The organism is Stenotrophomonas sp. GD03877 (genome assembly GCF_029840555.1).
GTDB classification, from domain to species: Bacteria; Pseudomonadota; Gammaproteobacteria; order Xanthomonadales; family Xanthomonadaceae; genus Stenotrophomonas; species Stenotrophomonas geniculata.
In genome coordinates, this window is sequence record NZ_JAOCCT010000018.1 from 34,032 (window position 1) to 54,867 (window position 20,836).

The 20,836-nt window shown below is 66.6% G+C and carries 17 protein-coding genes and 3 tRNA genes; 11 read left to right on the forward strand and 9 right to left on the reverse strand.

The genetic code is table 11. The features are described 5' to 3' along the window. Window positions 1-35 precede the first annotated feature (35 nt). Window positions 36-2,363, reverse strand: coding sequence for a penicillin acylase family protein (locus N5D20_RS14275; protein ID WP_197579182.1), 2,328 nt, complete (start codon window positions 2,361-2,363; stop codon window positions 36-38). Between the two features lie 124 nt (window positions 2,364-2,487). On the opposite strand from N5D20_RS14275, the gene bfr reads away from it, so the two are divergent. Continuing rightward, a complete protein-coding gene (gene bfr / locus N5D20_RS14280; RefSeq protein ID WP_010486279.1) occupies window positions 2,488-2,976 on the forward strand; it encodes a bacterioferritin in 489 nt (162 codons plus the stop codon). A gap of 245 nt (window positions 2,977-3,221) precedes the next feature. On the opposite strand, the gene parC is transcribed toward bfr, so the two are convergent. After that, window positions 3,222-5,465 carry a DNA topoisomerase IV subunit A gene (gene parC, locus N5D20_RS14285; protein WP_197579181.1) on the reverse strand — a complete coding sequence of 748 codons (2,244 nt, stop codon included), beginning with the start codon at window positions 5,463-5,465 and terminating at the stop codon, window positions 3,222-3,224. Between the two features lie 60 nt (window positions 5,466-5,525). Continuing rightward, window positions 5,526-6,407, reverse strand: a complete 882-nt coding sequence (locus N5D20_RS14290; RefSeq protein ID WP_049399506.1) for a helix-turn-helix transcriptional regulator — start codon at window positions 6,405-6,407, stop codon at window positions 5,526-5,528. 172 nt (window positions 6,408-6,579) lie between these two features. Here N5D20_RS14290 and emrR point away from each other — a divergent pair, with 172 nt between their 5' ends. The 4 genes from emrR to emrB are packed head-to-tail and all read left to right on the forward strand — an operon-like array spanning window position 6,580 to window position 11,300. Further along, window positions 6,580-7,023, forward strand: a complete 444-nt coding sequence (gene emrR, locus N5D20_RS14295) for a multidrug efflux system transcriptional regulator EmrR (protein WP_005415875.1) — start codon at window positions 6,580-6,582, stop codon at window positions 7,021-7,023. Further along, on the forward strand, window positions 7,020-8,513 hold the full coding sequence (gene emrC / locus N5D20_RS14300; protein ID WP_197579180.1) for a multidrug efflux transporter outer membrane subunit EmrC: 1,494 nt from the start codon (window positions 7,020-7,022) through the stop codon (window positions 8,511-8,513). The genes emrR and emrC overlap by 4 nt, the downstream gene beginning before the upstream one ends. Window positions 8,514-8,524: 11 nt before the next feature. Then, the gene (emrA, locus tag N5D20_RS14305) at window positions 8,525-9,706 is read left to right on the forward strand and encodes a multidrug efflux MFS transporter periplasmic adaptor subunit EmrA (protein WP_197579179.1); all 1,182 of its coding nucleotides are present in this window, start codon (window positions 8,525-8,527) and stop codon (window positions 9,704-9,706) included. Window positions 9,707-9,713: 7 nt separating this feature from the next. Further along, window positions 9,714-11,300 carry a multidrug efflux MFS transporter permease subunit EmrB gene (gene emrB, locus N5D20_RS14310; RefSeq protein WP_019336959.1) on the forward strand — a complete coding sequence of 529 codons (1,587 nt, stop codon included), beginning with the start codon at window positions 9,714-9,716 and terminating at the stop codon, window positions 11,298-11,300. 111 nt (window positions 11,301-11,411) lie between these two features. Here emrB and N5D20_RS14315 read toward each other — a convergent pair whose 3' ends face one another. From N5D20_RS14315 to N5D20_RS14325, 3 genes are all read right to left on the reverse strand, one after another. Further along, window positions 11,412-11,690: a hypothetical protein gene (locus N5D20_RS14315; protein ID WP_197579178.1), complete on the reverse strand. Its 279-nt coding sequence runs from the start codon at window positions 11,688-11,690 to the stop codon at window positions 11,412-11,414. 322 nt (window positions 11,691-12,012) lie between these two features. Then, window positions 12,013-12,097: transfer RNA gene (locus N5D20_RS14320), tRNA-Leu, on the reverse strand. 50 nt (window positions 12,098-12,147) lie between these two features. Then, complete coding sequence (locus N5D20_RS14325; RefSeq protein WP_197579177.1) at window positions 12,148-13,047, reverse strand: LysR family transcriptional regulator; 900 nt, start codon at window positions 13,045-13,047, stop codon at window positions 12,148-12,150. A 99-nt stretch (window positions 13,048-13,146) separates the two neighbouring features. Here N5D20_RS14325 and N5D20_RS14330 point away from each other — a divergent pair, with 99 nt between their 5' ends. Then, entirely contained in the window at window positions 13,147-13,893 is a 747-nt protein-coding gene (locus N5D20_RS14330) for a sulfite exporter TauE/SafE family protein (protein WP_197579176.1), read from the forward strand. A gap of 71 nt (window positions 13,894-13,964) precedes the next feature. Here the strand turns inward: N5D20_RS14330 and N5D20_RS14335 are convergent. After that, window positions 13,965-14,049: transfer RNA gene (locus tag N5D20_RS14335), tRNA-Leu, on the reverse strand. Between the two features lie 72 nt (window positions 14,050-14,121). Next, entirely contained in the window at window positions 14,122-14,814 is a 693-nt protein-coding gene (locus tag N5D20_RS14340) for a hypothetical protein (RefSeq protein WP_197579175.1), read from the reverse strand. Here N5D20_RS14340 and N5D20_RS14345 point away from each other — a divergent pair. Both N5D20_RS14345 and N5D20_RS14350 read left to right on the forward strand, forming a co-directional pair. Beyond that, on the forward strand, window positions 14,788-15,399 hold the full coding sequence (locus N5D20_RS14345) for a CFI-box-CTERM domain-containing protein (RefSeq protein ID WP_197579174.1): 612 nt from the start codon (window positions 14,788-14,790) through the stop codon (window positions 15,397-15,399). The two genes, N5D20_RS14340 and N5D20_RS14345, sit on opposite strands and share 27 nt — an antisense overlap. Before the next feature lie 4 nt (window positions 15,400-15,403). Then, on the forward strand, window positions 15,404-16,510 hold the full coding sequence (locus N5D20_RS14350) for an SPFH domain-containing protein (protein ID WP_197579173.1): 1,107 nt from the start codon (window positions 15,404-15,406) through the stop codon (window positions 16,508-16,510). A gap of 133 nt (window positions 16,511-16,643) precedes the next feature. Here the strand turns inward: N5D20_RS14350 and N5D20_RS14355 are convergent. Further along, window positions 16,644-16,728 (reverse strand) — tRNA-Leu (locus tag N5D20_RS14355). A gap of 128 nt (window positions 16,729-16,856) precedes the next feature. On the opposite strand from N5D20_RS14355, the gene rnr reads away from it, so the two are divergent. From rnr to rlmB, 3 genes are all read left to right on the forward strand, one after another. Continuing rightward, on the forward strand, window positions 16,857-19,316 hold the full coding sequence (gene rnr / locus N5D20_RS14360; RefSeq protein WP_197579172.1) for a ribonuclease R: 2,460 nt from the start codon (window positions 16,857-16,859) through the stop codon (window positions 19,314-19,316). Between the two features lie 119 nt (window positions 19,317-19,435). Beyond that, entirely contained in the window at window positions 19,436-19,918 is a 483-nt protein-coding gene (locus N5D20_RS14365) for a GFA family protein (RefSeq protein ID WP_010486247.1), read from the forward strand. A 155-nt stretch (window positions 19,919-20,073) separates the two neighbouring features. Continuing rightward, complete coding sequence (gene rlmB / locus N5D20_RS14370) at window positions 20,074-20,817, forward strand: 23S rRNA (guanosine(2251)-2'-O)-methyltransferase RlmB (protein WP_005408775.1); 744 nt, start codon at window positions 20,074-20,076, stop codon at window positions 20,815-20,817. The last annotated feature ends 19 nt before the right edge of the window (window positions 20,818-20,836 follow it).

The window sequence follows — 20,836 nt, forward strand, 5'->3', positions numbered from 1 at the left end:
CGTGCAGCGCACCCTTGGGCATGTGGGTGCCGCCGTCAGCGCGCTGGCACCAGCGTCATCGTGTGCTGCGCCTTGCCGGGCAGGAACGGCGTCGGCCGCCCATGCACCCAGTCTTCGTGGCCGGCGCCCCAGTACGGAGACAGTGGATGCCCGCTCTGGCCGCCGGGCATGTGCACGATGCCGTCGGCCTCGTGGCCGGGCGAGACCACCATGCGTTCGGAGGCGCCGAAGTTCGGCGTCTGCACCCGCGGCATATCACGGTCGCCGGGCAGCTGGTCGGCGGGCATGCACAGCCAGCGCTTGGCAACCTCGGGCAACGCTCGTGCGATCGGGTGGCAGAGCGCCGTAGTGTTGCGTTCGCCCCAGGTGCGCTTGGTCAGCGGGCCCTGCTTGGCCAGCTCGCTCTCGGTGCGGCGTGCGGCATCAAGCAGCAGCGTGTCCCAGCTGTCGTAGGCCGGTGGCAACAGGTTGGCGGGGCGCTGCTGCAGCATCGGCCAGGCCACACCTTCCAGCTGCGCCAGGCGCGGATCCAGATAGTCATCGCCCAGCTGCGCGTTGGCCGGGGCCAGCAGTGCATCGGACAGGGTATCCATCACCTGCGTGCGGAACGCGCGCACCACCCGGTAGCTGACCGAGCTGGCCGAGGCCCGGCCGCCCCACTGGTGGCTGACGGACTTCAACCGCTTCAGCGCAGGATCGTCACTGCGTTCGATGACGTCATGCAGCAGTGCCCACCAGCGCTGCAGGAACACCGCGCGGTCGTCGAGCTGGATCGCCAGCAGGTCGCGCTCGTCGAAGCGTTCCTGGATCGCCAGCAGGTCGCGGATCTGCCGCGCGCGGGCACCAAGGTCATAGCCACCGTTGCCGACGCTGGCCAGTGCCTCGCCGTCGAGGACGCGACCGTTGGCGGTCCACAGGCGATGGTTGGGGGGATCGATCAATGCCGGTGAGGCATCGCTGCGGATCGGCCAGGGGGCGCAGTCCTGGTTGCTGGCGGCGGTGAAGCCGGCCGGTGCACAGCCCGGACCGCGATCCGGGCGGGCGCCGATCAGCCGCCAGGCGATGCGTCCGCTGCGGTCGCCGACCACCAGGTTCTGCGCGGGGATGCCGGCGTGGTCGGCGAACTGCAGGGCACCGTCCAGATCACCGGCACGGGCCAGGTCACCGAAGTCCAGGCGCACCGCGCCGGGCAGGTGGGCGACCCAGCGCAGCGCATCGCCGCTGCCATCGGCGTGGGTATGCAGGATCGGGCCCCAGGCGGTTTCGCGCACCGGGAACAGCACGTCGGCCTGGCCGGCCACGGCGATGCGTTCTTCATGCACGGTCACGGCGGCGTTGGCCGGTTCAGTGCGGTAATCGGCGGTATCGATGTAACTGTTGGTGAAGCCCCAGGCCACGTGCCCGTTGCTGCCGACGATCACCGCCGGCAGGCCGGGCAGCGAGAAGCCGGTGACGTCGACCTGGCCGCCCGCGGCCTGCGGGTCGGGATAGCGCAGGCGCACACGGAACCACAGGCCGGGCGCGCGCAGGCCCAGGTGCATGTCGTCGGCGACGATCGCGCGACCGTCGGCGGTGAGTGCACCGGCCACCGCGAAGTTGTTGCTGCCGATGACATCGGCCTCTTCCTGCCCGGTGCCTGGCTTCCCCTTCAACGTGCGCAGATCCAGCTGGCTGGCATCGGGGAGCGTGGCGTTGCCGGTCGGTTCGCCGAACAGCGGTGCATCCCATTCGGTGCCGTCGTGAGCGATCAGCGCGTACAGCGCGGGCGGCACCACTGCGCGGATGCGGCTGAGCGCAAGCTCGGTCTGGTTGTCCGGGGCCTGCAGGTCGGCGTACATGGCCAGCCCGGCCAGCACGCTGTCGCTGGCTTTCCACGGTTGCGGTGACTGCCGCAGCAGCAGGTACGCCCACGGCCGCACGGAAAGGCCGGCCAGCCCTTCGTTGACACCGTCGACGTAGGCACGCACGGCCGCGCCGTTGTCGCCCAGCGCGGCCTGCAGGTTCGCCTCGGTGCGCGCGCGCAGGCGATGCACGCGCATGTGTTTGTCGGCGTCGATGGCCTTCGGTCCGAACAGCGCCGACAGCTCACCGGCGGCGCTGCGGCGCATCAGGTCCATCTCGAAGTAACGTTCCTGCGCATGCACGCGGCCCAATGCACGCATCGCGTCGGCCTGGCTGCCCGCAGTGATGGTGACCACGCCCAGCGCATCGCGCTCGATGGTGACCGGCTTGGCCAGCCCCGGCAGCGCATGCTCGCCGTCGAGGTCGGCCAGGCTGCCGCGCAGCAGCAGCCACAGGACCAGTGCGGTGACCAGCACGATGGCGATCAACACGCCCAGCACCCAACGCCATGTACGTCGCATCGCACGTCCTTTCCGAACTCGTGGGCCGATTGTAGCCGCAGGCGCAACTGCGACTGATTCCGATTAGATCACCGTATTTTGAAATGCGGCACCCTATGTCACATCGATTCACAGGAGCCCCCCCATGAAAGGCAACCCGGACGTCATCGCCTGCCTGAAGGAACTGCTGCGCGGCGAGCTTGCAGCCCGCGACCAGTACTTCATCCATTCCCGCCGCTACGAGGATCAGGGCCTGTTCGCGCTGTACGAACGCCTGAACCACGAGATGGAAGAGGAAACCCAGCACGCCGATGCGCTGCTGCGCCGGATCCTGTTCCTCGGCGGCGACCCGGACATGCGTCCGCATGCCACCGAGCCGGGCAAGACCGTGGAAGAGATGCTGCAGAAGGATCTCGACACTGAATACGCGGTTCGGAACAATCTCGCCGCCGGCATGAAGCTGTGCGAAGAGAACGGCGACTACGTGAGCCGCGACATCCTGCTGGCGCAGCTGAAGGACACCGAGGAAGACCACGCCTGGTGGCTGGAGCAGCAGTTGGGCCTGATCAAGCGCATCGGCCTGGAGCTGTACCAGCTGAGCAAGATCGACGGCAACGGCGCCCCGGCGCACTGAGACGGCACCGCTCTCTGTAGAGCCGGGCCATGCTCGGCTGCTGTTGGATCCGAGTCGAGCATGGCTCGACTCTACAAAAGTTCTGTCGCCCGCCAGCACCGGAGCACCGCCAGCCAGCTTTCGCCAGCCAGCTGCTCCACCGCCCGCCAGCCGACAACGAAAAAGCCGGGGAATGCCCCGGCTTTTTCGTGTCTGACGTCAGGCAAGGCGTGTCAACCGAGGTCGACACCTACCAGGCGGGCGCCTTACTCCACCGACAACCCTTCCACCTTCTGCCAGCCGCGCGGCAGCAGGTGGCCGCGGGTGGCGCGGGCGCCGAGGTAGGCATCAAGCTCGTTGAACTTCAGCCCCATCGTGCGCTGCCCGCTGCGTACCTGCAGGGTCTGTCCCGGGCTGATCGCCACGATGGCGACCACGCGTTCGGTGGCGAGCTTGGCCTTCGGGATCTCGATGATCTTGTTGCCCTTGCCCTTGTCCAGTTCCGGCAGGTCGTTGGCAGCGATCGCCAGCAGGTTGCCCGAACTGGTCACTGCCACGATGCGATCGGTGGCGACATTGGCCACTACCGACGGGGTCAGCACCGATGAACCCGCCGACAGGTTCAGCATCGCCTTGCCGGCCTTGTTGCGACCGATCAGGTTCTCGAAGCGGGTGACGAAACCGTAGCCGTGGGTGGAGGCCAGCACGAAGCGGGTGTCCGGTTCGGCGCTGGCCAGGGTCACGAAGCTGGTGCCCGCGGCCGGCGAGAAGCGGCCGGTCAGCGGTTCACCGTTGCCACGCGCGGAGGGCAGGGTGTGCACCGGCGTCGAGTAGGCGCGGCCCTCGCTGTCGAGGAACGCGACCTGCTGGGTGCTGCGCGCACGCACCGCGCCCTGCAGGGCATCACCGTCGCGGTAGGAGAGGGCGGACGCATCGACGTCGTGGCCCTTGGCGGCACGGATCCAGCCCTTCTCCGACAGCACCACGGTCATCGGCTCGCTCGGCACCAGCTCGGTCTCGTCGATGGCCTGTGCGGCCTGGCGCTGCACCAGCGGCGAACGGCGTGCGTCGCCGAACTTCCTGGCGTCGGCGGTCAGTTCGTCGCGGATCAGCTTCTTCAGCTTGGCCTTGCTGTCGAGGATGCCGAGGATCTTCTCCCGCTCCTTGGCCAGCTCGTCCTGCTCGCCACGGATCTTCATCTCCTCCAGGCGGGCCAGCTGCTTCAGCTTGGTTTCCAGGATGTACTCGGCCTGTTCCTCGGACAGGCCGAAGCGCGCGATCAGCGCTGCCTTCGGTTCGTCCTCGGTACGGATGATATGGATCACCTCGTCCAGGTTGAGGAAGGCGACCAGCAGGCCTTCCAACAGGTGCAGGCGGCGCTCGACCTTCTGCAGGCGGTGCTGCAGGCGGCGGGTGACGGTGTTGCTGCGGAAGGTCAGCCATTCGCTGAGCAGCATCTTCAGGTTCTTCACCTGCGGACGGCCGTCCAGCCCGATCACGTTGAGGTTGACGCGGTAGCTGCGTTCCATGTCCGTGGTGGCGAACAGGTGGCCCATCAGCTGCTCGGCGTCGACACGGTTGGAACGCGGCACCAGCACCACGCGCACCGGGTTGGCATGGTCGGACTCATCGCGGATGTCTTCCAGCCACGGCAGCTTCTTGGCGCGCATCTGTGCGGCGATCTGCTCGATCACCTTCGACGGCGACACCTGGAACGGCAGCGCGGTGACCACGATGTTGTGCGCTTCCTTGGTGAAGGTCGCACGTGCGCGCACGCTGCCGTTGCCGGTCTCGTAGATGTTGCGCAGGTCATTGGCCGCGGTGATGATCTCGGCGCTGGACGGATAGTCCGGGCCCTGCACGTGCTCGCACAGGTCGCGCACGCTGGCATCGGGGTTGTCCAGCAGGTGCAGCAGCGCGCTGACGATCTCGTTGAGATTGTGCGGCGGCACGTCGGTGGCCATGCCCACGGCGATGCCGGTGGTGCCGTTCAGCAGCAGGTGCGGCAGCCGCGCCGGCATCCAGGTCGGTTCCTGCAGGGTGCCGTCGAAGTTCGGTGCCCAGTCGGTGGTGCCCTGGCCCAGTTCGCCCAGCAGCACTTCGGCGATCGGCGTCAGCTTGGATTCGGTGTAGCGCATCGCCGCGAACGACTTCGGGTCGTCGCTGGAGCCGAAGTTGCCCTGGCCCTCGATCAGCGGGTAGCGGTACGAGAACGGCTGGGCCATCAGCACCAGTGCCTCGTAGCACGCGCTGTCGCCGTGCGGGTGGTACTTACCGATGACGTCACCGACGGTGCGCGCGGACTTCTTCGGCTTGGACGCGGCGTTCAGGCCCAGCTCGCTCATCGAATAGATGATGCGGCGCTGCACCGGCTTCAGGCCGTCGCCGATGAACGGCAGGGCGCGGTCCAGGACCACGTACATCGAGTAGTCGAGGTAGGCGCGTTCGGCGTACTCGCGCAGCGGCAGTTGTTCGAATCCGTGGAACACGGGGCGGGCAAGTTCGGTCATGCGGCGTTGTTACCTGTTGTCAGGAGGCGGCGACGGCGGTCGCCGCTCGCAATCCTGTGATTATCCGGATGCGGCGGGGGATGCCAAGCCGCGTGCAGGGTCCAGCCCGGTTTCCAGGCCGTGGCCGGCCCGTGCCAGGTAGCGCCCCGGCGGCAGCCCGAAGTGGCGGCGGAACACGGTGACGAAGGCGCTGGCGCTGCTGAAGCCCAGTGCGTGGGCGATGTCGGCCACGCTGCGGCCGTCGGTCAGCTGGCGCAGGGCCTCGGACAGGCGGGCCTGCTGCCGCCACTGGGCGAAGCTGAGCGTGGTCTCATCGCGGAAGTGGCGGGTCAGGCTGCGCGGCGACAGGCCGGCCCAATGCGCCCATTCGGCCAGGCTGCGCTCGTCGGAGGGGTCGGCCAGCAGCTGCGAGGCGATCTTCAGCAGGCGCCGGTCGTGCGGCATCGGTAGATGCATGCGCTGGCGTGGCGCGGTGCGGATCTCGTCCAGCAGCACCTCGATGATGTGCTGGCGCTCGGGTGTGGTGTCATAGCCCAGCGGCCATTCGCAGATGCGGTCGGCCAGCGCCTGCGCCAGCTTGGACAGGCCCAGCACGCAGGGATCGGCAGGCAGGGTGGCGCAGGCCGGCGCGGCCAGTGCCATGCCCCAGCCGCGCAGCGGGCCGTCGAGGGTGACCGTATGCGGCTCCAGCGGCGGCATCCAGCCAGCCGAGCCCGGCGCCAGTGACCACGTCCCGTGCGAGGTGCGGGTGGTCAGCAGGCCACGTTCGACGCAGATCAGCTGCGCGCGCTGGTGGTGGTGCCAGTCCACTTCACGGACCAGGCCCAAGGGGCTGTCGAAGCGGAAAGCGACAACCGGTGGCCCGTCATTGCGCTCGAACCAATCCAGGGCGTCGTCGCGCAACAACCGCTTGGGAGGGGGGATTTCTGCCTTGTTCATCATATCCGCTGGCTGAAATGTGTCATCCATTGGCTGAATTGTACTACCGGGCCACCTGACCAGATCATTAAGGTAGGCGCCTTCATTGATCCAGCCCACTGCTGCAACACAGCATTCGATGCCAGATCGAATATTTCCATTGAGAAATATTTTTTTTGGAAGAGAATGCTCCCCCATGATCTGTCCTGCAACCACTCCCCCCAGCTTCGGCCTGCTGCTGCGCCAGGTGCGCGACGGCCTGGTCCGTCAACTCGACGCATCCATGGCTGAAGAAGACCTGGGTATCGGTTTCACCCACTACATCGGGTTGAAGGTGCTTTCCAACATGGCCCCGTGCACGGCCAACGAGCTGGCCCAGGCCATCGACCAGGTGCCCAGTGCGGTCACCCGCCTATTGGACAAGCTGGAGGCGCTGGGCTGCGTCCGCCGCGAGCCGCATGCGCAGGATCGGCGGGCGCTGCAGATCGTACTGACCGATGAAGGCCGCGCGCTGTGGGCGCGGCTGAAGCTGCGTGGCGACGCGGTGATGGATTACGCCCTGCGTGATCTTTCCGCCGACGAGCGCACGCTGCTGCTGTCCCTCCTTACCCGAATCCGCGATTCCCTGACGACCCCATGAACCCGATCCCGCATTCCACTCTCCGCCGGTCCGGGCGCGCGCTGCTGGTGTCAGCGCTGGCCCTGGCCCTGGCCGCCTGCGCCAGCAGTCGTGGCCTCAACCCGCAGGGCCACGTGCTTGACGTGGACAGCCTGCACAGCGAACGCACCTTGGCCGACACCGACCTGAGCGCCACCGGCTTCCCGGCGCGGGACTGGTGGAAGGCGCTGGGCGATGCGCAGCTGGACGCGCTGGTTGCCGAGGGCCTGGCCGGCCACCCGAGCCTGGACGCCGCCGACGCGCGTCTGCGCCAGGCCCAGTCGCAGGTGGGTACCGCGCGCGCCGACCGACTGCCGAGCCTGTCGGTGTCCGGTGGCTACACCGGCCTGCGCCTGCCCGAGTCGATGGCAGGCAGCGAGATGGGTGGCCATTACGCCGGCAGCAGCCAGGTCGCCTTTGACTTCAGCTATGGCGTGGACCTGTGGGGTGGCAAGCGCGCTGCCTGGGAAGCGGCCGTGGACGGCGCCCATGCCGCCACCGTCGAAGCCCAGGCTGCACGCCTGAACCTGTCCACCGGCATCACCCAGGCCTATGCCGATCTGGCCTATGCATGGCAGCTCAATGACGTGGCCGAAGAAGAGCTGGCCCGCTCGCAGAAATCGCTGGAGCTGACCCGCCAGCGCCGCAGCGCCGGCATCGACAGCGACCTGCAGGTGCGCCAGGCCGAGGCCCGGGTACCGGCCGCGCAGCAGCAGGTGCAGGCCGCACAGCAGCGCATCGACGCGGCCCGCACCGCACTGGCCGCGCTGGTTGGCAAGGGCCCGGACCGTGGCCTGTCGATCCAGCGCCCGCAGCCGCTGAACCCGGTGGCGCTGCAGCTGCCGGGCGTGCTGCCCAGCGAACTGCTGGGCCGTCGCCCCGACATCGTCGCCGCGCGCTGGCGCGTGGAAGCGGCCGACAAGCAGATCAAGGTGGCAAAGACCAAGTTCTACCCGAGCTTCAACCTGACCGCGCTGGCCGGCGTGGTTGCCCCGAACGTGGGTGACCTGCTGAAGAGCAGTTCCACCTTCGCCTACATCGGCCCGGCGCTGAGCCTGCCGATCTTCGAAGGCGGCAAGCTGCGCGCCAACCTGGCCAACACCGATGCGCAGTACGACCTGGCGGTGGCCAACTACAACCAGACCGTGCTCGATGCGCTGCGCGACGTGGCCGACCAGGTCAACGCGGTGCGCTCGCTGGCGCAGCAGGCGCATTCGCAGCAGCAGGCCGTGGACACCGCACGCTCGGCCTTCGACCTGGCCCAGCAGCGCTACCGCGCCGGCATCGGCAGCTACCTGGACGTGCTGACCGCGCAGTCCACGCTGTTGCAGTCGCAGCAGCAGCTGGCCGGCCTGCAGTCGCAGCAGGTGCAGACCTCGGTGCGCCTGAGCAAGGCGCTGGGCGGTGGTTTCCAGCCCGCTGACGCCGACCGCGCACCGATCGCCTCCCATTCCGATTCCTCGCATTCCTGAAGACTTCCGCCATGAGCCAGACCCAAGACACCGCGGCCCCGGCCGCCTCCAACCGCCGCGGCAACCTGCTGCGCGGCCTGTTCGTGATCGTCGTGCTGCTGCTTGCCGCACTGGCGCTGTGGTACTTCATGTTCGGCCGTTGGTTCGAAGAGACCGACGACGCCTACGTGCAGGGCAACCAGGTACAGATCACCCCGCTGGTGGCCGGTACCGTGGTCGCCATCAACGCCGATGACGGCATGCGCGTGGAGCGCGGCCAGCTGCTGGTGCAGCTGGACCCGTCCGATACATCGGTGGCGCTGCAGCAGGCCGAAGCCAACCTGGCCAAGACCGTGCGCCAGACCCGTGGCCTGTACCGCAGCGTGGAAGGTGCGCAGGCGGACTTGAACGCCCGCCAGGTGACCCTGAAGCGCGTGCGCGACGACTTCGCCCGCCGCAAGGACCTGGCCGCCACCGGCGCCATTTCCAATGAAGAACTGGCCCACGCCCGTGACGAGCTGGCCGCTGCCGAAGCCGCGGTGGCCGGTTCGCGCGAGACCGTCGAGCGCAACCGCGCGCTGGTCGACGACACCGTGATCGCCACCCAGCCGGACGTGCAGGCGGCCGCCGCGCAGCTGCGCCAGGCCTTCCTCAACAACGCCCGCGCCGGCATCGTCGCGCCGGTCACCGGCTACGTTGCCCGTCGTTCGGTGCAGGTCGGCCAGCGCGTGCAGCCGGGCAACGCGCTGATGGCGGTAGTGCCGACCGAGCAGATGTGGGTCGAGGCCAACTTCAAGGAAACCCAGCTGCGCCACATGCGCCTGGGCCAGGAAGTGGAGCTGAAGTCGGACCTGTACGCCGGTGACGTGAAGTACAAGGGTCGCATCCAGAGCCTGGGCCTGGGCACCGGCTCGGCGTTCTCGCTGCTGCCGGCGCAGAACGCCAGCGGCAACTGGATCAAGATCGTGCAGCGCGTGCCGGTCCGCATCGCCATCGATGCCAAGCAGCTGGCCGAACACCCGCTGCGCATCGGCCTGTCGATGAAGGCTGAAGTGAGCCTGCGCGACCAGAAGGGCGAAGTGCTGCCGAGCACTGCGGCCAAGGGCACGGTGTTCGACACCGACGTGTATGCCAAGCAGCTGCATGATGCCGACGAGGTGATCCATACGATCATCCAGGGCAACCTGCCGCAGCAGCAGGCGAAGGTGGGCTGAGGTCGCCATGTCCGCACAAGCTCCAGCCGCGCCCGGCGCTCCGGGTGCACCGGCGGCGCCGGGTGCGGCCTCCGGGTTCCTGCCGCCCAGCGTCGCCCTGTGTACCGTCGGCCTGGCGATGGCCTCGTTCATGCAGGTGCTCGATACCACCATCGCCAACGTCTCGCTGCCGACCATCGCCGGCAATCTCGGTGCCAGTTCGCAGCAGGCGACCTGGGTCATCACCTCGTTCGCGGTCAGCACGGCCATCGCGCTGCCGCTGACCGGCTGGCTCAGCCGCCGTTTCGGCGAACGCAAGCTGTTCGTCTGGGCCACGCTGGCCTTTGTCATCACCTCGCTGCTGTGCGGCCTGGCGCAGAGCATGGGCATGCTGGTGGTGTCGCGTGCGCTGCAGGGCTTCGTGGCCGGCCCGATGTACCCGATCACGCAGTCGCTGCTGGTCTCGATCTACCCGCGTGAGAAACGTGGGCAGGCATTGGCGCTGCTGGCGATGATCACGGTGGTAGCGCCGATCTGCGGCCCCATCCTCGGTGGCTGGATCACCGACAACTACAGCTGGGAATGGATCTTCCTGATCAATGTGCCGCTGGGCATCTTTGCCGCGCTGGTGGTGGGCAACCAGTTGAAGGGGCGCCCGGAGCACATCGAGAAGCCGAAGATGGACTATGTCGGCCTGGTCACCTTGGTGATCGGTGTCGGTGCGCTGCAGCTGGTGCTCGACCTGGGCAATGACGAGGACTGGTTCTCGTCGATGAAGATCGTGGTGCTGGCGTGTGTGGCTGTGGTCACGCTGACGGTGTTCCTGATCTGGGAACTGACCGACAAGGATCCGATCGTCGACCTGAAGCTGTTCCGGCATCGCAACTTCCGCGCCGGTACGCTGGCGATGGTGGTGGCGTACGCGGCGTTCTTCAGCGTGGCCCTGCTGATTCCGCAGTGGCTGCAGCGTGACATGGGTTACACCGCGATCTGGGCGGGCCTGGCGACGGCGCCGATCGGCATCCTGCCGGTGATCATGACCCCGTTCGTGGGCAAGTACGCATCGCGCTTCGACATGCGCATGCTGGCCACGGTCGCGTTCATCGTGTTGTCGATGACCAGTTTCCTGCGTTCGAACTTCAACCTGCAGGTGGACTACACCCACGTGGCCGGCGTGCAGTTGATCATGGGCATCGGCGTCGCGCTGTTCTTCATGCCGGTGCTGCAGATCCTGCTGTCGGACCTGGATGGGCGCGAGATCGCGGCGGGCTCCGGCCTGGCCACCTTCCTGCGTACGCTGGGCGGCAGTTTCGCGGCGTCGCTGACGACGTGGCTGTGGGCGCGGCGCACCCAGGTGCACCATGCTGACCTGACCGAGCACATCTCGGTCTATCAGCCGGGCATGCAGGACCAGGTGACGGCGATGGGGCAGGGCGACCTGCAACATGGTGCCGCGGTACTGAACAACATGATCAACCACCAGGCATCGCAGATGGGCTTCAACGACATCTTCTTCCTGCTGGGCTGGATCTTCCTGGCGATCATCGCGTTCCTGTGGCTGGCCAAACCGCCGTTCGGCGCAGGCGCAGGTGCGGCCGCCGGCGGCGGGCACTGAAAACTCCCTGGAAACACGTGCTGTATTTTGACCCCGCCGCAAGGCGGGGTTTTTGTTTGTGCAACGCGGGTCGCACGGGCCCTGCCGTTGGGGGAGTGCAGCGGCGCAGGTTCAGCGCGTGCGATAGATGCGCTTGAACACCACCCGATCACGGAACAATCGGGAAATGGCCCACATTCCCGCCACAAGTACGGCGCCGCACGTGATCCAGCCGGCAGTGGCCTGCAATCGGCTGCCGACCAGTGCGCCGCAGATGATGGCGGCGACAAAGACGAACATTACGGCCTCCTTCGATGCGCTGTAGTGGACCTCGGCCTGGCATCCCACGCATACGCGTACGCCGTGGTTCGAGCCGGTGTGGCAGTGAGGGCAGATGATGCTGCGCTGCATTGGGGCGTCCTTTGGGGAAGGGGGGCGCTGGTCAGGTCGTGGCGATAGACCTGCAACCGGCTCCCGTAAATCTGCCTTCCACCGAAAAGGAATCGGGTAGATCTCCGACTAGGAAAAGTACGAATTGAACGCGTAACGTGAATTGCGACCCAAAAGGAGGCCGTTCAGGGTTTGGTGACGACGCGCCGGGAGGAGGTATGCACCCGCGGGTGACGCCTGGGTGGTGCGAGATACGACAGTTCGAGCGGTAGATGCGATGCCACGCTCGCCAAACCCCGGAAACGAAAAAACCCGCTTTCGCGGGTTTGATCATCTTGAGTCGTGGTGCCCAGGAGAGGACTCGAACCTCCACGGTTTTACCCGCTAGTACCTGAAACTAGTGCGTCTACCAATTCCGCCACCTGGGCGACTCAGGAGACGAATTGTGCGGTACGGCAGAGGATGTGTCAACAACATTTCACAGCTCTTTCTGCGGCTGCACGCCCAGGTGAAGCAGCAGGCTGCGCATTGCCGATGACAACTGCGCCCACTCGGCAAAACAGGCGCACAGGCGGCGCTGTGCCCACGCATCGGCGAGCGGTACGGCGACGGTATGCGTGCTTCGCCGATGCTGGCGGGCGATGGTCCGCGGCACGATGCCGATACCAATGTCGTGGCCGACCATGATGCACACCCCTTCGAAGGTCTTCATGCGGATGCGCACGTCCAGGCGCCGCCCGATGTCGCGTGCCTGGTCCTCGATGTAGGTCTGCAGTGCATTGCCATCGGCCAGGGCGACGAAAGTCTCGCCGGCAACATCGGCGAAGGCCAGGCTGCGCCGCGATGCGAGGCGATGGTCTGCGGGCAGCAGCATCACCAGTGGATCTTCGGCCACCACATGCTGCTGCAGGCCGGCAGCGTCGACCGCATCACTGATGATGCCGGCCTTGGCCTGGCCAGCGCTGATCGCACGCACGACTTCGGGGCTGGTGCGCTCCAGCAGTTCCACGTGCAGGCGTGGGCGTTCGGCCAGCCACGGTGCCAGCCGCGAGGGCAGGTAGTTGGTCAGCGCAGCGGTATTGGCATACAGATGCAGGGTACCGCGCGCGCCATGCGCGAATGCCTGCAGTTCGCCGCGCAGCTGCGCCTGCTGCTGCAGGATCAGGCGTGCATGGTGGGCGAGGGCGGCGCCGGCTTCAGTCAGGCTGACGCCACGCGGATGGCGGTTCAGCAGCACGGTGCCGGCATCGGCTTCGATCGTGCGCAGGCGTTCGCTGGCCGAAGCCAGGGCCAGGTTCGCCTGCGCCGCGCCGGCCGTGATGCTGCCCGCCTCGGCAATCGCCAGGAACAGGCGCAGGTCGGCGATATCCATCCGCATGTCATGCCCTCATCGCAACGCCCGAGCCTTCGGATCAGCCGAAGGGTGGGCCGGGAAGACCGCATTGTGCGCCGGGCGACGGCCCGATCCAATCAAGGCATGAATGAATCGATGTACTTCTACGTGCTGCTGGTGGTGGTGTTCGTGCTGGCTGGCGTGGTCAAGGGCGTGACCGGCATGGGGTTGCCGACCGTGGCGATGGGGCTGCTCGGTGGCGCGCTGTCGCCGGTGGCGGCGGCATCGATGCTGTTCATCCCCACCTTTGTCACCAATGCGTGGCAGCTGTTGTCCGGGCCGTCGCTGGGCCCCATCGTGCGGCGCCTGTGGCCGATGATGCTGGCGGTGGTGGCGGTGACACTGGGTTCGGCGGCGCTGCTGGTGCGGGTCGATCGCACCTGGTCGCGCGTTGCGCTGGGAGTGGCGCTGGTGGTCTATGCCGTCTATGCCCTGCTTGCACCGGTGTTTCGCGTGCCGCAGCGGCGCGAGCGTTGGCTGGGGCCGCTGGTGGGGGCATTGTCGGGCGTGGTGACCGGCGCCACCGGCGTGTTCGTGATGCCGGCGGTACCGTATCTGCAGTCGCTGGGATTGCAGCGCGAGGAGCTGGTGCAGGCGTTGGGGCTGGCCTTCACTGTGTCGACGATTTCGCTGACCACCGGCCTGGTGCTGCATGGCGCATTCGGCATCCAGCAGCTGGGGCTGAGTGCGTTGGCGGTGCTGCCGGCATTGCTGGGCATGTGGCTGGGGCAGGTGATCCGGCAGCGCATCAGCGCACGGGTGTTCCGCGCCTGTTTCCTCGGGTTCCTGCTGCTGCTTGGGCTGGAGCTGGTGTTGCGGCCGCTGTTCTGATGCCGGTGGCCGCAATGCCGGATTCCGGGCATGAAAAAACCCGCTTTCGCGGGTTTTTCTCATTCTCGACGTGGTGCCCAGGAGAGGACTCGAACCTCCACGGTTTTACCCGCTAGTACCTGAAACTAGTGCGTCTACCAATTCCGCCACCTGGGCGTCGAGGAGCGAGATTATGGGGTGTTGTGACGGGGGTGTCAACACCTGTGCCCGGTATGCCTGCGAGGGGGCTCACAAGGGCAGCCAGGCCCCCATGCATCCCACCCGTTTGCCGTCTGGATTGCCGCACGTTTTGGCCCGATGATGCAGCGCTGACCGATGCGGCGCAGGGAGCATGCCTGCCGTGGTCGGGTTGGAAACGAGATCCTGGCATGCAGCAGCAAGGAGTGAATGGTGGAGTGTCGGTCGTGCGGTGCGCCCCTGCGGGCAGCAATGCGGGTGTGTGCCTACTGTGGAAGCCTGGCGGAAGAGGCAGCGGCGGTCGGGCCCGCGATGGATGCCGGGAGTGCCGGCGAAGCGGAGCCGCGTGCCCTGGAGGCCTCCTTGCGTCGCGAGCTCGCGTTTCTTGTCGAGCAGCAGGTTGAAACCGGTCATCCGAGCATTGCCCGGAAGATTGAAAACGTCGAGCGGAGGCTCGGCGCACTTTTGCAGCAAACAGGGGGAGTGTAAGTGTCGGATGCAGCAGATTCCTTCGTCGAGAAAACCTTCGACGAGTTCACCGAAAAGACCGAAATCACGCATGTCCAGCAGTTCATGTGGGGAGAGGGCAACCTCTACATCCGCGATTACCTGGACGAGGTCGCCATCAGCTCGGAAAATCTGAGCGCGTTCAATGCCCGGTTTACACTGCGGCGTGTCAAGACGGCTGAGCTCGATGTCCTTGTGCTCGATTGCGTGGTGATCCGTGCCGATGATTGGTTCCATGCGCGCGATGGTGTGATCATCTTCAATTGCGACCAGGTCAATCAACGGGTCGAGTTCACCGAGCAGGACACCCAGGTCGAGCACATCGGTGGCCAGCTGTTCTGCTTCGAGAATGGGCGTTACATCATCTCCGAAGCGCTTCTGAAGATGATCTGCGCTGCTCAGGTCCTGAAAGTGCGCATCCAGGGCGCGACCGTCCATTCGGATCCGCCGCTGGACTGGTGCCAGGGATTCCAGAAGTACTGCAGGCAGTTCTACAACAACGTCTACGATGCCAGCGCCTGGCCCGAAGCGGTGGCCGGTGGCCTGCCGCCGCCGGCGAAGACGGGGTGTTTCATTGCCACGGCGGCCATGGGCTCATATGAGGATGGCAGCGTGCGGGTGCTGCGGCGGTATCGGGACCGCGTGCTGCGCAGGACAGCGGCAGGCCGCCGCTTTGTCAGGCTCTACTATCGCTGCTCGCCGCCGGTGGCTCGCCTGATCGAGGGCAGTGCGCTGGCCCGTGGCGCTACGCGGGTGCTGCTTGTTGCACCGCTGGCTGCGTGGGCGCGCCGTCGCCTGTCTGCCAACATGATCGAGGCCTGACTGCATGGCGCTCATTGATGTCGTTGCGTTCGAGAACACTGCGCAGGACTTCGTCTGGAAGTTTCCCTCCACCCGCCTGAGGTGGGGTTCGCAGCTGGTGGTGAAGCCCGGCCAGGTCGCGTTCTTCGTCTACCGCGGCACCATCCGCGAGGAGGTGCGCGAAGGGACGATTACGCTCGATACGCACAATCTGCCTTTCCTGACCACGCTCACCAGCGTGCCGTTCGGAATGGACAGTCCGTTCCAGGCCGAAGTCTGGTTCGTCAATCTCGTCTCGAAGCTGGACAACCTGTGGGGGACCCGTCGCCCGATCCAGCTGGAGGATCCCCGATACGGCGTGGTCGTGCCGGTGCGCGCCTATGGCCAGTACGGTTTCCGGATCACCGACGCGCGGCGGTTCCTGGAGTCGCTGGTGGGGGCGGGGACCGGCTTTTCGGCCGGGCAGGTGGTCGAGTACTTCACCGGGGTGGTGCTGCAGGCCGTCAACGTGCACCTGGCGCGCGCGCTGACGACGCTGCGCATCTCCGTCGTCGAAGCGTCGCTGCACCTTGAGGAGATTGCTGCGCAATGCAGTGCGGCCATCGATGAAGAGATGGGTCAATTCGGTGTCAGCGTCGTCAATTTCTACTTCCACTCGGTCAACGTACCGGAAGACGATCCGAGCTTCCGGCGGCTGAAGGAACTGAAGGAAAAGACGGCTGAGCTGAACATGCTGGGGCGCGATATCTACCAGTACGACAGGTCGATCGACGTGTTGAAAACCGCAGCGGCCAACGAAGGCAACCCGGCGGTGCAGGCCGGGCTGGGGCTCGGTGCTGGCCTGGGGTTGGGGCGGGGCATGGCAAGTCAGCTGGATGCGCTGACGCCGCGCCTGCCGGCACAGCCTCCCTCGCTTCCTGTCGCCACGCAGTACTTCCTGGCCGTGGACGGCAATGCGTCGGGGCCTCACGGCCTTGAGCAGGTGTTGCGCCTCCTGCGTGAGCGTCGCATCACTGTGGAGACACTGGTCTGGCATGAGGGATTGTCTGCCTGGAAGGCGGTGCGGGAGATCCCGCCGCTTGCAGAAGGGGGCATGCCACCGATCCCGGGTGACCCGCCGCCGCTGCCCTAGCGCCTCTACCGGTTATCCGCCGGGACGCCGATGGCGGCGTCCCGTTTCCATGCCGCCATTGCTGGCGTGGGGGACGGGCATAACGCAAAAACCCCGCCATGGCGGGGTTCTGTGCGGCCGAAGCCTTGAAACGTGGTGCCCAGGAGAGGACTCGAACCTCCACGGTTTTACCCGCTAGTACCTGAAACTAGTGCGTCTACCAATTCCGCCACCTGGGCGTTCCAGAGGCGCAATTGTGAAGATGAATCCGCAGGCTGTCAACGACTTCCTGAATATTTTTCACGCAAGGCCTTCAAGACGGCCACTGACCCGTTCTGCACGCCGTCAACGGCTACCATGTAGGGCGATGACTACCAAAAAACCAAGCAAGGGCGGGAGCACCTCCCGCAGCCAGGGCCCGAAGAAGGGCGCCAAGGCGGGCGCAGCCCGCACCACCAAGCCGGGCAAGCCGTTGCCGGGCTGGTTCCCCGAATTGAATGAAGGCGGCGCACCACCGCGTGGCCGCAAGGTCCGCAATTCCGACGCGCCAGGCCCGACCCCGGGCCGCAAGCTGCCGCCGACCGGCAAGGTGATCGACGATCCCTATGCCGCGCGTGAAGCGGAGAAATACGAACAGCCCATCGCCAGCCGCGAGGCCATCCTGGCCCTGCTGGAGCGCTGCGAAGGGCCGCAGACCGCCGAGGAACTGGGCGCACGCCTGGGCCTGACCGCACCCGATCGTGCCGAAGCGCTGTCGCGCCGGCTCGGTGCCATGGTCCGTGATGGCCAGCTGGTGCAGAACCGCCGTGGCGGCTTCGCCCCGATCCAGACCCTGAACCTGGTCACCGGCGTGGTGATCGCCAACCCGGAAGGGTTCGGCTTCCTGCGCCCGGTCGAGGGGGGCGACGACCTGTTCCTGCCCCCGTATGAAATGCGCAAGGTCATGCACGGTGACAAGGTGCTGGCCCGCGTGACCGGCATCGACCACCGTGGCCGTCGCGAAGGCAGCATTGCGCGCGTGCTCGAACGCGGCATGACCCGCCTGATCGGTCGCTTCAGCATTGAAATGGGCATCAATTACGTGGTGCCCGATGACAAGCGCATCCAGCGCAACGTGCAGGTACCGCCGGACCAGACCGGTGGCGCGCGCGATGGCCAGCTGGTGGTCTGCGAACTTACCCAGGCGCCGGACAGCCGCCGCCCGCCGATCGGCCGCATCATCGCCGTGCTCGGCGACAAGCTGACCGCATCGCTGGTGGTGGAGACCGCCATCCACGGCCACGAGCTGCCGTTCGAGTTCCCGCAGGAGGTGCTGGACGAAGCCGCCTCGGTGCCGATGGTGGTTGAACCGGCGATGATCGGCGACCGTGTCGATCTGCGCAGCACGCTGCTGGTCACCATCGACGGTGAAGATGCCAAGGACTTCGACGACGCGGTGTACTGCGAGCCGAATGCCGACGGTTTCCGCCTGGTGGTGGCGATTGCCGATGTTTCGAACTACGTCCGTCCCGGCACGCCGCTGGACGAGGAAGCGCAGAAGCGTGCGACTTCGGTCTACTTCCCCGGCTTCGTGGTGCCGATGCTGCCGGAGACGCTCTCCAACGGCATCTGTTCGTTGATGCCGAAGGTCGACCGCATGTGCTTCGTCTGCGACATGCAGATCGACCGCGACGGCCTGGTGACGCATTCGCGCTTCTACGAGGCGGTGATGAACTCGCACGCGCGCCTGACCTATACCCAGGTGTGGAAGGCGGTGGGCGAGGACGATGCCGATACCAAGGCCTGGATGGGTGACCTGCTGCCGCAGGTGCAGCGCCTGCACCAGCTGTACAAGGTGCTGTCCAAGGCACGCGCCAAGCGCGGTGCCATCGAGTTCGAAAGCAGTGAAGTACGCTTCGTGCTGGACAACCGCGGTGAAGTGACCCAGGCCGGCATGCTGGTGCGCAACGACGCGCACAAGCTGATCGAGGAATGCATGATCGCGGCCAACGTCGAGGCAGCGAAGTACCTGCTGTCGCGCCACGTGCCGGCCCCGTACCGCATCCACGAGAAGCCGCCGGAGACCAAGTACGCCGACCTGCTGGAATTCCTCAAGGAGTTCAAGCTGAGCCTGCCGCCGTGGTCCAAGGTGCGCCCGGGTGACTACACCAAGCTGCTGAAGAAGATCCGCGACCGCCCCGATGCCACGCTGCTGGAATCGGTGCTGCTGCGCAGCCAGAGCCTGGCGATCTACAGCCCGGAGAACCACGGCCACTTCGGCCTGGCGCTGGAGGCGTACGCGCACTTCACCTCGCCGATCCGTCGCTATCCCGACCTGCTGGTGCACCGCGCGATCAAGCATGCGCTGTCCGGCAAGCCGTTGGACAAGTTCACCTACAACGCGCGCGAAATGGCTGCGCTGGCGCTGCAGTGCTCCGAGCGTGAGCGCCGTGCCGATGAAGCCGAGCGCGAGGTCGACGAGCGCTACCGCGCGGCGTGGATGGAAAAGCACGTGGGTGGCCAGTTCGATGGCGTGATCAGCGGCGTGACCAGCTTCGGCCTGTTCGTCGAGCTGGATGAGTCGAAAGTGCAGGGCCTGGTGCACGTGACCCAGCTGCCGCAGGACTATTACAAGTTCGACGCGACCCGCAAGACGCTGACCGGCGAGCGCCGCGGCAGCAGCTACCGTCTGGGCGATCGCGTGCGGATCCTGGTGCTGAAGGCCAGCATGGAAGAACGCAAGATCGACTTCCGCCTGGTCGAGCACAAGGGCGAGGACGAAGGCGAGGGCCTGCCGCCACTGCCGGAGCGCGGCAAGCCGGCCAAGCGGACGAAGAAGCAGTATTGAAAGGTGTGCCGACCAACGGTCGGCACCTACTTCAGCTGGTGGGTGCCAACCGTTGGTTGGCACATCCCTCACCCGGTAGGTGCCAACCTTGGTTGGCACGACGTTACGGAGGACCGCAGATGCAGGGTCAACCCGAATACAGTGGCGGCTGCCAGTGCGGCGCGATCCGCTTCCAGGCGCGTGGCGCGCTCACCGACAGCTCGATCTGCCATTGCCGGATGTGCCAGAAGGCCTTCGGTGCCTACTACGCGCCGCTGGTCTCGGTGCGCGGCGTGCAGTTCAGCTGGACCCGCGGCCAGCCGCGCTATTTCCAGTCGTCCAACGTGGTGCGGCGGGGCTTCTGCGCCGACTGCGGTACGCCGCTGACCTACGAGGCGCCGGACGGCGTGGCGGTGGCGGCCGGTGCCTTTGACGAACCCGAGCGCCTGCCGCCGACGATCCAGTACGGGGTCGAGCGCAAGCTGCCGTTCGTCGATACGTTGGCCAGCCTGCCGGCCCGTCGTACCGAGGAAGACATCGCCGCGCTGGATTTCCTGGCCACGATCGTGTCCCACCAGCATCCCGACCACGACACCCCACACTGGCCGCCGCGCAGCCGGTAACGCACCTGTAGAGCCGAGCCCACGCTCGGCTGGCGGGTCGCCGCAGCCTGAACCCAAGGCCGCCGGGTGCAGGCTCGGCTCTACAGGCGGGCCCGCCGCAGCGCCCGGCCCGCCGATGCTCTACCATAGCCACCCCCTTTCCGGTCCCCGCCCGCATGAGCAAGAACAGCCAGTGGATTGTCGGCGTCAACGCCGTCGCCTCCTCCATCGAGAACGACGCCGAGAACGTCCGCGAAGTGCTGGTCGAGGCCGGTGCGAAGAACCCGCGCCTGACCGAGATCGAGGAAAACGCCCGCCGCAAGGGCATCGACGTGCGCAAGGTGAACAGCCAGGCGCTGGATGGCGTGGGTGGTTCGGTGCGCCACCAGGGCGTGGCCGCGCGCTATGCCGCCGCCCGTACCTACAGCGAGAACGAGCTGGAAGGCCTCGTCACTGCCGCCGAGGGCAAGGCCCTGCTGCTGGTGCTGGACGAGGTGCAGGACCCGCACAACCTCGGCGCCTGCCTGCGTTCGGCCGCTGCCGCCGGTGCGACCGCAGTGATCATCCCCAAGGACAAGTCGGCCACGGTCAATGCCACCGTGCGCAAGACCTCGGCCGGTGCCGCCGATCTGATCCCGGTGGTGGCGGTGACCAACCTGTCGCGCTGCCTGAAGGACCTGCAGAAGCAGGGCGTGTGGATCTATGGTCTGGCCGGCGAAGCCACCGCTTCGCTGTACCAGCTGGACCTGAAGGGCAACATCGCCCTGGTGCTGGGTGGCGAAGCCGACGGCCTGCGCCGACTGACCCGCGAGAACTGCGATGGCCTGGTCAAGATCCCGATGCCGGGCGAGATCGAGAGCCTGAACGTCTCCGTCGCCGCCGGCGTCAGCCTGTTCGAGGCCGTGCGCCAGCGCGGTTGATCTGTAGAGCCGAGCCCAC